The sequence below is a fragment of the Pseudomonas sp. RC10 genome (genome assembly GCF_038397775.1).
Taxonomy (GTDB): Bacteria; Pseudomonadota; Gammaproteobacteria; order Pseudomonadales; family Pseudomonadaceae; genus Aquipseudomonas; species Aquipseudomonas bambusae.
The window spans coordinates 2,260,803-2,274,942 of the sequence record NZ_CP151650.1; the positions used below are offsets into that span (position 1 = coordinate 2,260,803).

Consider the following 14,140-nt stretch of genomic DNA (forward strand, 5'->3'; position numbering starts at 1 on the left):
CAAGGTTCATGTCAGATCGACTCATCAGACCAGCACAATCGCGCCAAGTACCAGTACGGCACCTGCGGCGATCGAAGCGGCGTACCAGCGGAGCTGACCGGTTTCACTGCGGCTCATCAACGTGTTACCGGCTTTCGCGAGACGCGGGATCAGGCCGATGGTGTGGTCGAGCGGGTCGCCACGCAGCAGGCGGCTGATAGCCAGGTAAGGTTTGACGAACAGCAAATCGTAAACCCAGTCGAAGCCCCATGCCGCGAACCACCAGGCGGACAGGAAACGACCCGGACCACTGTTGGCGATGGCGGTCACCAGACGACGCTTGCCCAGGAACAGCAGCGCGGACAGCAGGATACCGGCCAGCGCAATGGCGCCCGAGGCGATTTCCAGGCTGTGCTTGGCTTCGCCACCGGCGTGACCCGCGCTTTCCGGCAGTACGCCAGCCAGCGGTGGATGAATCCAGGCGCCGATGAAGGTCGACAGCACGATCAGCACGCTCAACGGCAACCAGTGGGAAATCCCGTGGCCAGCGTGGGCTTCGGTCTTCGCTTCGCCGTGGAAGGCGATGAAGATCAGGCGGAAGGTGTACAGCGACGTCATGAAGGCACCGACCAGACCTGCGTAGAGCAGATACTGATGGCCGCTGGCGAAGGCTTCCAAGAGGATCTCGTCCTTGGAGTAGAAGCCTGCGGTCAGGATCGGCAGTGCCGCCAGGGCCGCGCCGCCGACGATGAAGCTGGTGTAGGCCAGCGGCAGTTTCTTCCACAGGCCGCCCATCTTGAAGATGTTCTGCTCGTGGTGGCAGGCAACGATCACCGCACCGGAGGCAAGGAACAGCAAGGCCTTGAAGAAGGCGTGGGTCATCAGGTGGAAGATCGCGCCTTCCCATGCACCCACGCCCAGCGCCAGGAACATGTAGCCGATCTGGCTCATGGTCGAGTAGGCGAGGATACGTTTGATGTCGGTCTGCACGAGTGCTGCGAAACCGGCCAGCACCAGGGTCACACCGCCGACGATGCCGACCAGGTGCAGGATGTCCGGCGCCAGGGCGAACAGGCCGTGGGTACGGGCGATCAGGTAGACGCCCGCGGTCACCATGGTCGCGGCGTGGATCAGTGCCGACACCGGGGTAGGACCGGCCATCGCATCCGCCAGCCAGGTTTGCAGCGGCAGTTGCGCGGATTTACCGACCGCACCACCCAGCAGCATCAGGGTCGCCAGCACGATCCAGAAATCGCCGACCTTGAAGTGCTGAGGCGCACGGACCAGCAGTTCCTGAATGTTCAGCGTGCCCAGTTGCTGGAACAGGATGAACAGGCCGATGGCCATGAACACGTCGCCGATGCGGGTCACGATGAAGGCTTTCAGTGCGGCGTTGCCGTTGTTGCGGTTGCTGTAATAGAAACCGATCAACAGGTACGAGCACAGCCCTACGCCTTCCCAACCGAAGTAGATGAACAGCAGGTTGTCGCCCAGGATCAGGAACAACATGCTGGCAATAAACAGGTTGGTGTAGGAGAAGAAACGCGAGTAGCCGTCTTCACCGCGCATGTACCAGGACGCGAACAGGTGGATCAGGAAGCCGACGCCGACCACGACACCCAGCATGGTGATGGACAGGCCATCGACGTACAGGGCGAAGTTAGGGTCGAAGCCGTCAACCGACATCCACTGCCACAGCACCAGGGTCAGGTGACCGCCTTCCGGCGGCGCGACGTTGAATTGCCAGATCACGTAGGCAGCAACGATGGCCGACAGGCCAATGGAGCCGACGCCGATCAGGGCAGACAGGTTTTCCGACCATTTGCCGCGCGAGAACGACAGCAGCAAAAAGCCGATCAGAGGAAATACGAACGTCAGGAAGAGTAGGTTCATCCGCGCATCTCGCTGGCAGCGTCGATATCGAGAGTGTGGAAGCGGCGATACAGTTGCAGCAGGATCGCCAGGCCAATGCTGGCCTCGGCTGCGGCAAGGCTGATCACCAGAATGAACATGATCTGACCGTCAGGCTGCGCCCAGCGGCTACCCGCCACGACGAAGGCCAGTGCGGCAGAGTTCATCATCACTTCCAGGCTCATCAACACGAACAGAATGTTGCGGCGTACCAACAGGCCCGCCAGACCGAGGCAGAACAGGACACCGGCAACCGCCAGGCCATGTTCGAGAGGGATCGTCGAGTGCATGGGGTTACTCCTTCGCCTCGTTGCGGCCGACATGGAACGCCGTCACGGCTGCAGCGAGCAGCAGCATCGACGCGAGTTCGACAACCAGCAGGTAAGGACCGAACAGGCTGATGCCGACGGCCTTGGCGTCCACCGTGGTGTGACCGATACCGGCGCCGGTGGAGTTGGCGAACAGCACGTACAGCAGTTCGGCCAGCAGCAGGCCGCCCAGCAGGATCGGGCCGAGCCAGATACCGGGCTTCAGCCAGGCGCGTTCCTGCTGAACCGAGGCCGGGCCCAGGTTCAGCATCATCACCACGAACACGAACAGCACCATGATGGCACCGGCGTAGGCGATCACTTCCAGGGCTCCGGCGAACGGCGCGCCGAGGCTGAAGAAGGTCATGGCCACGGCGATCAGCGAAATGATCAGGTAGAGCAGGGCGTGCACCGGGTTCGTGTTGGTAATCACCCGAAGGGTGGCCACAACAGCAATGCCGGATGCGAAATAGAAAGCGAATTCCATCTTTCTTCCTTAAGGCAGCAAGCTCTTGACGTTGATGGGCTCGGCTTCGTTCTGTGCGGCGCCTTTCGGCTTGCCAGCGATCGCCATCCCCGCAACGCGGTAGAAGTTGTAGTCAGGGTTCTTGCCGGGACCGGAGATCAGCAGATCTTCCTTCTCGTACACCAGATCCTGACGTTTGAACTCGGCCATTTCGAAATCCGGCGTGAGCTGGATCGCGGTGGTCGGGCAGGCTTCTTCACAGAGACCGCAGAAGATGCAACGCGAGAAGTTGATGCGGAAGAAGTCCGGGTACCAGCGCCCGTCTTCGGTCTCGGCTTTCTGCAGCGAGATGCAGCCGACCGGACAGGCCACGGCGCACAGGTTGCACGCCACGCAGCGCTCTTCGCCGTCGGGGTCGCGGGTCAGGACGATACGGCCACGGTAACGCGGTGGCAGGTAAACCGCTTCTTCCGGGTATTGCAGGGTGTCGCGCTTACGGAAGCCATGGCCAAAGACCATGATCAGGCTGCGTAGCTGGGTACCCGTACCCTTAACGATGTCGCCAATATATTTGAACATGGGTCAAATCCTCACTGAGCCGCCAAGACGACCGCAGCGGTCACTAGCAAATTGATCAGGGTCAGTGGCAGGCAGAACTTCCAGCTGAAATCCATCACCTGGTCATAACGCGGACGCGGGATAGAAGCGCGCAGCAGGATGAACAGCATGATGAAGAACGCGGTTTTCAGGACGAACCACATGAACGACAGTTGCGGCAGGATGTTGAACGGGCCGTGCCAGCCACCGAAGAACAGGGTCACCAGCAGCGCCGAGATCAGGATGATGCCGATGTACTCACCGACGAAGAACATGCCCCACTTCATGCCGGCGTATTCAATGTGGTAACCGTCGGCCAGTTCCTGTTCCGCTTCCGGCTGGTCGAACGGGTGACGGTGAGTCACGGCGACGCCAGCGATGAAGAAGGTACAGAAGCCGAAGAACTGCGGAATGATGAACCACAGGTGATCGGCCTGGTACTGAACGATGTCGCCCATGTTGAACGAACCGACCTGCACGATGATGCCCATCAGGGACAGGCCCAGGAACACTTCGTACGAGACGGTTTGTGCCGAGGCACGCAAGCTGCCCAGCAGGGCGTACTTGTTGTTCGAGGACCAGCCGGCGAACAGCACCGCGTACACCGACAGACCGGCCATGGCGAAGAAGAACAGCAGGCCGATGTTCAAGTCGGCGACCACCCAGGTCTGGGTGACCGGGATGATCGAGAACGAGATCAGCAGCGCACTCATGGCCACGACCGGCGCCAGGGTGAAGATCATCTTGTCGACGAAGGGCGGGTTCCAGTCTTCCTTGAAGAACATCTTCAGCATGTCCGCAGCGATCTGGAACATACCGAACGGGCCGACGCGGTTCGGACCGTAACGGTCCTGCCACCAGCCCAGCAGACGACGTTCGACGAAGCTGAGCAGCGCGCCGCAGACCACCACGGCGAGCAGCACCACGATGGCCTTGAGGACCGCGATGATCGAGTCGATCACTTCAGGGGTAAACCACGTCATTGTGCTGCCTCCTGCAGACCCTCAACGGTTTTCCCGGCCAGGGCCGGAGGAATGCCGGCCAGACCCGATGGCAGTGCCACCAGACCTGCACCCAGTTCCTCATTGATGCGCAGTGGCAGACGCAGGGTCTGACCGGCAATGTTGAGGCTGAGCAAGGCACCGTCGTTGACGCCCAGGCGGTCCGCTTCGGACTTGGCCAGCGACACGTAGGCTTCAGGGATACGCTCTTGCACCGGTGCGGCTTTCGAGGAGTTTTCCTCGCTGCCGAACAGGTGGAAGAACGGCACGACCTGCCAGGTGCCCTGGGCAGGGGAGAAGGCGCGCGGCACGGCTGCGAACCAGCTCAGTTTGTCGCCGCTGCTTTCGATCAGGCGTACGCCCGGATCGCCCGCACGCAGGTGACCACCGACTTCGTCCTGGAACTTGTTCCACGCTTGTGGGGAGTTCCAGCCCGGCGACCAGGCGAAAGGCACCTGGGAGCGCGGTTCGGCGGAGCCCGAGTAACCTTCCATCGAGAACGAGAACGCGGTGTCCTTGTCCTGCGAGGTACGCGGTTCATGCACGCTGATGTTGGCGCGCATGGCCGTCCGGCCGCTGTAACGCAGCGGTTCGCGGGCCAGTTTCAGGCCCTTGATGCGGAAGCTGGCGGAAGGGGCGGCACCGACGATACCGGCCAGTTGCACATTGCTCGCGGCGACGGCTTCGGTGACGTGGTCCAGTTGCGTCCAGTCCACAGGCTTGTTCAGCAGGGTCGCGCGCAGGGCGTGCAGCCAGCGCCAGCCTTCGTGGATCTGGATGCTGGCGTCGAGGTAGGTCGGATCGTAGACCTGGAAGAAGCGCTGGGCGCGGCCTTCCTGGCTAACCAGCGTACCGTCGCCTTCGGCGAAGCTGGCGGCTGGCAGCACGAGGTCGGCACGGTCAGTGGTCGCGGTCTTTTGATGATCAGCGACGATCACCACTTTCGCGGCTTTAAGAGCAGCTTCGACCTTGGCCGCGTCAACGCGGGTGAACAGGTCGTTTTCCAGCACGACGATGGCGTCGGCCTTGCCCGAGATCACTTGATCCAGCGCGGTATCCACCGAATCACCACCGAACAGGGCCAGGCCCATGCTGTTGGCTTCCGGCACGATCAAGCTCAGGGAGCCGCTCTTGTCGCGCAGTTTCAGGGCTTTGGCGATGTTGGCAGCCGCTTCGATCAGCGCGTTGGAACCCAGCGAAGTGCCGGACACGATCAACGGACGCTTGGCGGCCAGCAGCGCTTCGGCGATACGACCGGCCAGCTCCAGCGCTTCGGCGTCCAGACCCGCAACCGCAGGGGCGCTTGGGTCGATGGCGTGGGCCACGGCGAAACCGATGCGGGCCAGATCGTCGGGAGCGGCGTGTACACACTCTTCGGCGATGTCGTCCAGACGGGTGTCAGCGAGGCTGGCGATGAACAGCGGGTTCAGTTCGTGCTGACCGATGTTCTTCACGGCGGCGTCGAGCCATGGCTGGACTTTCATCGCAGCGGCCATGTCTTCAGCCTTGTTTTTCACCGACTGACGCAGGCCCAGGGCCATGCGTGCGGCGGTCTGGGTGACGTCCTCACCGAGGATGAACACGGCGTCGTGCTCTTCGACTTCACGCAGGGTCGGGATCGGCAGCGGGCTGTCTTTCAGAACCTGAACGACCAGACGCACACGCTCCAGCTCACCGGCTTCGATGCCCGAGTAGAAATGCTCGGCACCGACCAGTTCGCGCAGGGCGAAGTTGCTTTCCAGGCTGGCACGTGGCGAACCGATGCCGACGATGTTGCGACCGCGCAGCAGGTCGGCGGCCTTGTCCAGTGCTTCGTCCAGGCTCAGCTTGACGTTGCCCTGGGCCAGCAGCGGCTGACGTGGACGGTCAGTGCGGTTGACGTAGCCATAGCCGAAACGGCCACGGTCACACAGGAAGTACTGATTCACCGAACCGTTGTAGCGGTTCTCGATGCGGCGGATTTCGCCGTAACGCTCGCCGGGGCTGATGTTGCAACCGCTGGAGCAGCCGTGGCAGATGCTCGGCGAGAACTGCATGTCCCATTTGCGGTTGTAGCGCTCGGAGTGGGTCTTGTCGGTGAACACACCGGTCGGGCAGACCTCGGTGAGGTTGCCGGAGAACTCGCTTTCCAGCGTGCCGCTTTCAACGCGACCGAAGTACACGTTGTCGTGGGCGCCGAACACGCCGAGGTCGGTGCCGCCGGCGTAGTCTTTATAGAAGCGCACGCAGCGATAGCAGGCGATGCAGCGGTTCATCTCGTGCGCGATGAACGGCCCCAGCTCCTGGTTCTGGTGGGTGCGTTTGGTGAAGCGATACCGGCGCTCGTTGTGGCCGGTCATCACGGTCATGTCCTGCAAATGGCAGTGACCACCCTCCTCGCAGACCGGGCAGTCGTGCGGGTGGTTGGTCATCAGCCATTCGACGACGCTGGCGCGGAACGCCTTGGATTCGTCGTCGTCGATGGAGATCCAGGTGTTGTCCGTGGCAGGGGTCATGCAGGACATGACGATACGACCACGGGTGTCGTTCTCGTCGGTGTACTGCTTGACCGCGCACTGGCGACAGGCGCCAACGCTGCCAAGGGCTGGATGCCAGCAGAAATAAGGGATGTCGAGCCCCAGCGACAGACAGGCCTGTAACAGGTTGTCTGCGCCATCGACTTCGAGCGCTTTGCCGTCTACGTGGATAGTAGCCATGGTTCAAAGTTCTTCGTTGGCCCGGTGTCAGCGGGCGTGGCTAATGGAATCTCGGTGCTGCCACGGTTCAAACAGCCAGTGAGGCGCAACCGGGGCAAAGGTCGACAAGCTTTTGAGGCTTATCGACCGGTCAGTCTTTTTTATGCGCCGACAATGGTCGGTGCTTTGCCGGGAACGAGACCGGGTGCCGCACGTTGAGGTGCGATGCCGGCTTCGAATTCCGAGCGGAAGTATTTGATCGCGCTGCCCAGAGGTTCCACGGCGCCCGGTGCGTGGGCGCAGAAGGTCTTGCCTGGGCCGAGGAAGTTGACCAACCCCAGCAGCGTCTCGATATCGCCCGGTTGACCCTGGCCATTTTCAAGGGCGCGCAGCATCTTCACGCTCCATGGCAAGCCATCGCGGCAAGGGGTGCAGAAACCGCACGACTCCTGGGCGAAGAACTCTTCCATGTTGCGCAGCAACGACACCATGTTGACCTTGTCGTCCACCGCCATCGCCAGGCCCGTACCCATTCGGGTGCCGACCTTGGCCACGCCACCGGCGTAGAAGGCGCAGTCCAAGTGCTCAGGCAACAGGAAACCGGTACCGGCACCGCCGGGCTGCCAGCATTTGAGCTTGAAGCCATCGCGCATGCCGCCCGCGTAGTCTTCGAACAGCTCGCGTGCTGGCAGACCGAATGGCAATTCCCAGATGCCGGGGTTCTTCACCTTGCCGGAGAAGCCCATCAGCTTGGTGCCGTGGTCTTCGCTGCCTTCGCGGGCCAGCGATTTGTACCAGTCGTTGCCGTTGTTCACGATCGCCGGGACGTTGCACAGGGTTTCGACATTGTTTACGCAAGTCGGCTTGCCCCACACGCCGACGGCGGCAGGGAAGGGCGGCTTGGAGCGCGGATTGGCGCGACGGCCTTCCAGGGAGTTGATCAGTGCGGTTTCTTCACCGCAGATGTAACGTCCGGCGCCGGTGTGGACGAACAGTTCGAAGTCGAAGCCGGTGCCCAGGATGTTCTTGCCCAGCAGGCCTGCCGCCTTGGCTTCAGCCACGGCGCGGTTCAAGTGCTTGGCAGCGGTGACGTATTCGCCACGCAGGAAGATGTAGCCCCGGTAGGCCTTCAGTGCGCGGGCACTGATCAGCATGCCTTCCACCAGCAGATGGGGCAGTTGCTCCATCAGCATGCGGTCTTTCCAGGTGTTCGGTTCCATCTCGTCCGCGTTGCACAGCAGGTAGCGGATGTTCATGGATTCGTCTTTGGGCATCAGGCCCCACTTCACGCCCGTGGGGAAGCCTGCACCGCCGCGACCCTTGAGGCCGGAGTCCTTGACCGACTGAACGATTTCGTCAGGGGATTGCTGGGCGAAGGCCTTGCGGGCAGCCGCGTAGCCGTCTTTGGCCACGTATTCGTCGAACCACACGGGCTCGCCGTCGTCGCGCAGGCGCCAGGTCAGCGGGTGGGTTTCCGGCGTGCGCTGGATCAGGTTCGCCGGGCCGAAGGAAGTGATGGTCATACGTAACCCTCCAGCAGCTGGGCAACGCCAGCGGGCTGCAGATTGCCGAAAGTGTCGTCGTCGATCATGACCGCCGGCGCCTTGTCGCAGTTGCCCAGGCAGCAGGCCGGCAGCAGCGTGAAGCGGCCATCGGCAGTGGTCTGCCCCAGGCCGATGCCCAGCTTGTTCTGGATTTCGCCGACGATGTCTTCGTGACCGGCGATGTAGCAGACCATGCTGTTGCAGACGCGGATGATGTGACGGCCCACAGGCTGACGGAAGATCTGGCTGTAGAACGTGGCCACACCTTCAACGTCGCTGGCGGGGATGCCCAGCACTTCGCCAATGGCGTAAATCGCGCCGTCCGGCACCCAGCCGCGTTCCTTCTGGACAATCTTCAGGGCTTCGATGGACGCCGCGCGCGGGTCCTCGTAGTGATGCATTTCGTGCTCGATGGCCGAGCGCTCGGATTCGCTCAAGGCGAAACGGTCTGTCTGGATAAGCGTGCTGTTCATGCTTAGCGGTCCACGTCGGCCATAACGAAGTCGATACTACCCAGGTACGCGATCAAGTCCGCGACCATGCTGCCTTTGATCACCGAAGGGATCTGCTGCAGGTGCGGGTAGCTTGGGGTGCGAATCCGGGTACGGTAGCTCATGGTGCCGCCGTCGCTCGTCAGGTAATAACTGTTGATGCCCTTGGTCGCTTCGATCATCTGGAAGGATTCGTTGGCCGGCATGACCGGGCCCCACGAAACTTGCAGGAAGTGCGTGATCAAGGTTTCGATGTGCTGCAGGGTGCGCTCTTTCGGCGGCGGCGTGGTCAGCGGGTGATCCGCTTTGTACGGGCCTTCCGGCATGTTGCGCAGGCACTGGTCGATGATCTTGATGCTCTGGCGCATTTCTTCGACGCGAACCATGCAGCGATCGTAGGCGTCGCCGTTGTGACCCAGCGGCACTTCGAACTCGAAGTTTTCATAGCCCGAATACGGGCGCGCCTTGCGCAGGTCGAAATCGCAACCGGTGGAGCGCAGCCCGGCACCGGTGACGCCCCATTCCAGAGCCTCTTTGGTGTTGTAAGCGGCGACGCCGATGGTACGGCCCTTCAAGATGCTGTTCTGCAGCGCAGCCTTGGTGTATTCGTCCAGGCGTTTCGGCAGCCATTCGACGAAGTCCTTGACCAGCTTTTCCCATCCGCGCGGCAGGTCGTGAGCGACACCACCGATGCGGTACCAGGCCGGGTGCAGGCGGAAACCGGTGATCGCTTCGATCACGGTGTAGGCTTTCTGGCGGTCGGTGAAGGTGAAGAACACCGGGGTCATCGCACCGACGTCCTGGATATACGTACCCAGGAACAGCAGGTGGCTGGTGATCCGGAAGAACTCGGCCATCATGATGCGGATGACGTCGACCTTCTCAGGCACCTTTATGCCCGCGAGCTTCTCGACCGAGAGCACGTACGGCAGGTTGTTCATCACGCCGCCGAGGTAGTCGATACGGTCGGTGTACGGGATGAAGCTGTGCCAGGACTGACGCTCGGCCATCTTCTCGGCACCACGGTGGTGGTAGCCAATGTCAGGCACGCAGTCGACGATCTCTTCGCCGTCCAGCTGCAGCACGATACGGAATGCACCGTGAGCGGAAGGGTGGTTCGGACCCAGGTTGAGGAACATGTAGTCCTCGTTGGTGCCGGAACGCTTCATGCCCCAGTCTTCCGGACGGAAACGGGCGGCTTCCTCTTCCAGTTGCTGTTTGGCCAGCGTCAGGCTGTACGGGTCGAATTCGGTGGCGCGGGCAGGGTAGTCCTTGCGCAGCGGGTGACCTTCCCAGGTCGGCGGCATCATGATGCGGCTCAAGTGCGGGTGGCCCGGGAAGTCGATCCCGAACATGTCCCACACTTCGCGTTCGTACCAGTTGGCGTTCGGCCAGATGCTGGTGACGGTCGGCACGCTGAGGTCGCCCTCGGACAAGGCCACTTTGATCATGACGTCACTATTACGCTCTACCGACAGCAGATGGTAGAAGACGGTGAAGTCAGCGTCTGGCAAGCCACGGCGCTTGGTGCGCAGGCGTTCGTCGACGCCGTGCAGGTCGTACAACATCGAGTACGGCTTGGGCACGTTGCGCAGGAACGTGAGGATTTCGAACAGTCTGGCGCGCGCCACCCACAGCACTGGCATGCCAGTGACGGTGGATTGGGCGGTGAACGCGTCGGCGCCAAAACGGTTGTGCAATTCAACGACGACCTCTTGGTCGTCAGCCTTGTAAGGCGGGATGTACAGAGCGGTGTCTGCAGTCATAGGTCTCGATCGCTATCGGTCAACGTACAGAATGAACCCAGGTTCAGGCTTCTTTTTGTAAAGAAAACTGGATCAGACTTCGTCGGGGCTGCGCAGGTTTGTCACCGCGATACGCTGTTCGCGGCGCTGTTCCTTCTGCGACGGCATCTCGGCGCGGTACACGCCTTGGTCGCCGACGACCCAGGACAGAGGACGTCGCTCCTGGCCAATGGATTCCTGCAACAGCATCAAGCCTTGCAGAAATGCCTCTGGGCGGGGCGGGCAGCCGGGCACGTAGACATCGACAGGCAGGAACTTGTCCACGCCCTGCACAACGGAGTAGATGTCATACATGCCACCGGAGTTGGCGCACGAACCCATGGAGATAACCCATTTAGGTTCGAGCATTTGCTCGTAGAGGCGCTGGATGATCGGGGCCATCTTGATGAAGCAGGTGCCGGCGATGACCATGAAATCGGCCTGACGCGGCGATGCCCGGATGACTTCGGCGCCAAAGCGCGCGATGTCGTGAGGCGCCGTGAAGGCGGTGGTCATTTCCACGTAGCAGCAAGACAGACCGAAGTTGTACGGCCAAAGGGAGTTCTTGCGACCCCAGTTGACAGCACCGCTCAGCACGTCTTCGAGCTTGCCCATGAAGATGTTTTTGTGAACTTGATCCTCTAACGGATCGGAAACGGTTTCCCGTTCGCCAATCGGATACTGCTCGTTAGGAGCATCGGGGTCGATCCTGGTGAGATTGTATTGCATTGCCAAAGCCTCATTGTTTTAGCTTCGCCTGCCGATTACGACGACCAACGGGAGCCCAATCGAGCGCCCCTACCCGCCATAGGTAGACAAGACCTGCCAACAGAATTGCTATGAAAACGAGAGCTTCGGCGAAGCCGGTCCAGCCGCTTTCGCGGACGGACACAGACCAGGCGTACAGAAAGAGGGCTTCGATATCGAAAATCACGAACAGCATCGCGACCAGATAGAATTTTGCGGACAGCCGCAGGCGGGCGCCGCCTGTAGGCAGCATGCCGGATTCGAACGGTTCGTTCTTGCTGCGACCCCAGGCTTTGGAACCGAGCAGGCTGGAGAGACCGAGCATGAATGCGCAAAGGCCGATGACGCCCAAAAGGAAAATGGCGAAGCCCCAGTTGTGGGCAATCAAACCTGTCGATTCGGACATGCTGGCAATCCTTAGCAGAGAGCAAAGGTCTCTGAGCTTGAAAAAGAAGTAGAGGCAGTGACGATATGTCGCAGAGCGATCAATCACGGGATTTTATGTGCAAAACAGGGGCAAGTAAATTTTCTACATCAAATTTATTCACGGGATTAATGAGGCAGATCACGGATTACGTGCTTAGGGCCTCTGAACATGGGCATTACAGCTCATTTCGTTAATTATGTTTTCTGTAAACGGTAAAGAAAAAGCGAGGGGTTAAATGATAATTACTATCATTTGAAACTTCCTTTTCTCCCTGTCGCCGTGAGGTGATGAAGTTGGCGTAACAGCTTCCGTCAAATGACGAGCTAATAGACGATCTTTCTTATTAACTTTTGCAGATCCATTCGTCATGTCTATCGACTGATGACCTACTACTTGAGTAGGAGATTAAATGCCCACAAATGACAAAGGCCGCCCATGGGCGGCCTCTGCATGACGCGTTGAACTCAGTGGAACTGTTCTTCTTCGGTCGAGCCGGTCAGTGCGGTGACCGAGGACTGGCCGCCTTGGATCACGGTGGTCATGTCGTCGAAGTAGCCGGTGCCCACTTCCTGCTGGTGCGCCACGAAGGTGTAGCCTTTGGCGGCGTCAGCGAACTCCTGCTCTTGCAGCTTCACGTAGGCGGTCATGTCGTTGCGGGCGTAGTCGTGCGCCAGGTTGAACATGCTGTGCCACATGTTGTGGATGCCCGCCAGGGTGATGAACTGGTGCTTGTAGCCCATTGCCGACAGCTCGCGCTGGAATTTGGCGATGGTCGCGTCGTCCAGGTTCTTCTTCCAGTTGAAGGAAGGCGAGCAGTTGTACGACAGCAGTTGATCCGGGTATTCCTTCTTGATCGCCTCGGCGAAACGACGGGCTTCGTCCAGGTCCGGTTTGGCGGTTTCGCACCAGATCAGGTCGGCATACGGCGCATACGCCAGGCCGCGAGCGATGGCCTGATCCAGACCGGCGCGCACTTTGTAGAAACCTTCCGGGGTACGGGTGCCGGTCACGAACGGCTTGTCGTACGGGTCGCAATCCGAGGTCAGCAGGTCCGCCGCGTTGGCGTCGGTGCGGGCCAGGATGATGGTCGGAACGCCAGCGACGTCAGCCGCCAGGCGCGCAGCCACCAGCTTCTGCACGGCTTCCTGAGTCGGTACCAGCACCTTGCCGCCCATGTGGCCGCATTTCTTCACTGAGGCCAGTTGGTCTTCGAAGTGAACGCCTGCAGCGCCTGCTTCGATCATGCTTTTCATCAGCTCGTAGGCGTTCAGTACGCCGCCGAAACCGGCTTCGGCGTCCGCCACGATCGGCGCGAAGTAGTCGATGTAGCCTTCATCGCCAGGGTTCTTGCCGGCTTTCCACTGGATCTGGTCAGCGCGGCGGAACGAGTTGTTGATGCGCTTGACCACGGTCGGCACCGAGTCCACCGGGTACAGCGACTGGTCGGGGTACATCGATTCGGCGGAGTTGTTGTCCGCGGCCACTTGCCAGCCGGACAGGTAGATCGCCTGGATGCCGGCCTTCACTTGTTGCACGGCCTGGCCGCCGGTCAGGGCGCCCATGCAGTTGACGAAGTCTTTGTCGGGACGGAAGGACGGTTTCGCGCCTTGGGTCACCAGGTTCCAGAGCTTTTCAGCGCCCAATTTGGCGAACGTGTGTTCTGGCTGGATCGAGCCACGCAGGCGGACGACGTCAGCAGCGGAGTAGGTGCGGGTCACGCCTTTCCAGCGTGGATTCTCGGCCCAGTCTTTCTCGATGGCTGCAATGTGTTGTTCGCGTGTCAGTGCCATGGGGTAAACCTCGTCGCTTGGTCTTGTGGGTCTAGAGGTGAAGCTCGTTGCTCTGTCAGCGCCTGAGGTTTCTTCAAGGCGCACTTTTGGGTGCTCACGAAATCGGAAAGCATGCGTTGCAATCGGGGTGTTTGTTCGCGATCACGGTAGTGAGGCGATGAAACGGCCTTTTGGGCTTAAAAGATGCGAATCGGCTCGATCTTGTTGAGTTCAGGCGCGATTCTGCTGCGTTCTGCAAAACCTTCTTTTCTGCGGGAGCGAGGCCATCATGCCTCGGCTTTTTTTCGTCGTCAAACGTTTTGTAGTGATATTTTTAGCTCACTACATCTTTCGTCTAATACGACTCATCAGTCAGTTTCGGGCTCGGAGGTGCTGGTACGGGGGAGTCGGCGGGAATACTGGGTGGTCACGGGAAACAGG

At 60.6% G+C, this 14,140-nt stretch carries 12 protein-coding genes; all 12 read right to left on the reverse strand.

Annotation, left to right across the window (positions count from 1 at the left end):
• Positions 1-24 precede the first annotated feature (24 nt).
• The 12 genes from nuoL to aceA all read right to left on the reverse strand — a co-directional run bounded on the left by nuoL (position 25) and on the right by aceA (position 13,720).
• Positions 25-1,872, reverse strand: coding sequence for an NADH-quinone oxidoreductase subunit L (gene nuoL, locus AAEO81_RS10490; RefSeq protein ID WP_341963447.1), 1,848 nt, complete (start codon positions 1,870-1,872; stop codon positions 25-27).
• Positions 1,869-2,180: an NADH-quinone oxidoreductase subunit NuoK gene (gene nuoK / locus AAEO81_RS10495; RefSeq protein WP_166594802.1), complete on the reverse strand. Its 312-nt coding sequence runs from the start codon at positions 2,178-2,180 to the stop codon at positions 1,869-1,871. The genes nuoL and nuoK overlap by 4 nt, the downstream gene beginning before the upstream one ends.
• Positions 2,181-2,184: 4 nt before the next feature.
• Complete coding sequence (gene nuoJ / locus AAEO81_RS10500; RefSeq protein WP_062380728.1) at positions 2,185-2,685, reverse strand: NADH-quinone oxidoreductase subunit J; 501 nt, start codon at positions 2,683-2,685, stop codon at positions 2,185-2,187.
• Positions 2,686-2,694: 9 nt separating this feature from the next.
• Positions 2,695-3,243, reverse strand: a complete 549-nt coding sequence (gene nuoI / locus AAEO81_RS10505) for an NADH-quinone oxidoreductase subunit NuoI (RefSeq protein WP_062380730.1) — start codon at positions 3,241-3,243, stop codon at positions 2,695-2,697.
• An 11-nt stretch (positions 3,244-3,254) separates the two neighbouring features.
• Positions 3,255-4,244, reverse strand: a complete 990-nt coding sequence (gene nuoH, locus AAEO81_RS10510; protein ID WP_166594803.1) for an NADH-quinone oxidoreductase subunit NuoH — start codon at positions 4,242-4,244, stop codon at positions 3,255-3,257.
• A complete protein-coding gene (gene nuoG, locus AAEO81_RS10515) occupies positions 4,241-6,958 on the reverse strand; it encodes an NADH-quinone oxidoreductase subunit NuoG (RefSeq protein ID WP_341963451.1) in 2,718 nt (905 codons plus the stop codon). Before nuoG ends, nuoH begins: the two co-directional genes overlap by 4 nt.
• 140 nt (positions 6,959-7,098) lie before the next feature.
• Positions 7,099-8,460 (reverse strand): NADH-quinone oxidoreductase subunit NuoF, encoded by a 1,362-nt coding sequence (gene nuoF / locus AAEO81_RS10520; protein WP_341963453.1) that lies wholly within the window; start codon positions 8,458-8,460, stop codon positions 7,099-7,101.
• Positions 8,457-8,954 (reverse strand): NADH-quinone oxidoreductase subunit NuoE, encoded by a 498-nt coding sequence (gene nuoE / locus AAEO81_RS10525; RefSeq protein WP_341963455.1) that lies wholly within the window; start codon positions 8,952-8,954, stop codon positions 8,457-8,459. The genes nuoF and nuoE overlap by 4 nt, the downstream gene beginning before the upstream one ends.
• Before the next feature lie 2 nt (positions 8,955-8,956).
• On the reverse strand, positions 8,957-10,738 hold the full coding sequence (gene nuoC, locus AAEO81_RS10530; RefSeq protein WP_341963457.1) for an NADH-quinone oxidoreductase subunit C/D: 1,782 nt from the start codon (positions 10,736-10,738) through the stop codon (positions 8,957-8,959).
• 72 nt (positions 10,739-10,810) lie between these two features.
• Positions 10,811-11,485: an NADH-quinone oxidoreductase subunit B gene (locus AAEO81_RS10535; RefSeq protein ID WP_074755324.1), complete on the reverse strand. Its 675-nt coding sequence runs from the start codon at positions 11,483-11,485 to the stop codon at positions 10,811-10,813.
• Positions 11,486-11,495: 10 nt separating this feature from the next.
• Complete coding sequence (locus tag AAEO81_RS10540) at positions 11,496-11,909, reverse strand: NADH-quinone oxidoreductase subunit A (RefSeq protein ID WP_108239282.1); 414 nt, start codon at positions 11,907-11,909, stop codon at positions 11,496-11,498.
• 485 nt (positions 11,910-12,394) lie between these two features.
• A complete protein-coding gene (aceA, locus tag AAEO81_RS10545; RefSeq protein ID WP_341963461.1) occupies positions 12,395-13,720 on the reverse strand; it encodes an isocitrate lyase in 1,326 nt (441 codons plus the stop codon).
• Positions 13,721-14,140 lie beyond the last annotated feature (420 nt).